A 298-nucleotide genomic window follows, 5' to 3' on the forward strand; every position below is an offset into this window, starting at 1 on the left:
GCAAATGAGTCCAAACGCAAAGAGAGGATCCCGACAGATCCTCTCTTTATCTTTAAAGAGCCTCGCAGGTTCGCCCAAGCAAGTCAGCGAGGGTTCGACAGGTGCCTGTCGGAGCCGCAGCATCGGCGTAAACGTCGTTGCGTCAGCAACGGCGGAACATTTAGACGCGCTTGATGAAGCGGCCGTCGCGGGTGTCGATCTGCAGCTCGTCGCCGATCTCGATGAACGTGGGCACCTGCAGCTCCTTGCCCGTCTCCAGGGTGGCCGGCTTGGTGGTGTTGGTGGCGGTGTCGCCGTT

At 60.1% G+C, this 298-nt stretch carries 1 pseudogene; it reads right to left on the minus strand.

The features are described from left to right. Positions 1-160: 160 nt before the first annotated feature. Positions 161-298: pseudogene (locus tag PZH32_RS13060) on the minus strand (elongation factor P); the annotation flags it as partial.

The sequence above is a fragment of the Adlercreutzia equolifaciens genome (assembly GCF_029076695.1).
Classification (GTDB): Bacteria; Actinomycetota; Coriobacteriia; order Coriobacteriales; family Eggerthellaceae; genus Adlercreutzia; species Adlercreutzia equolifaciens_A.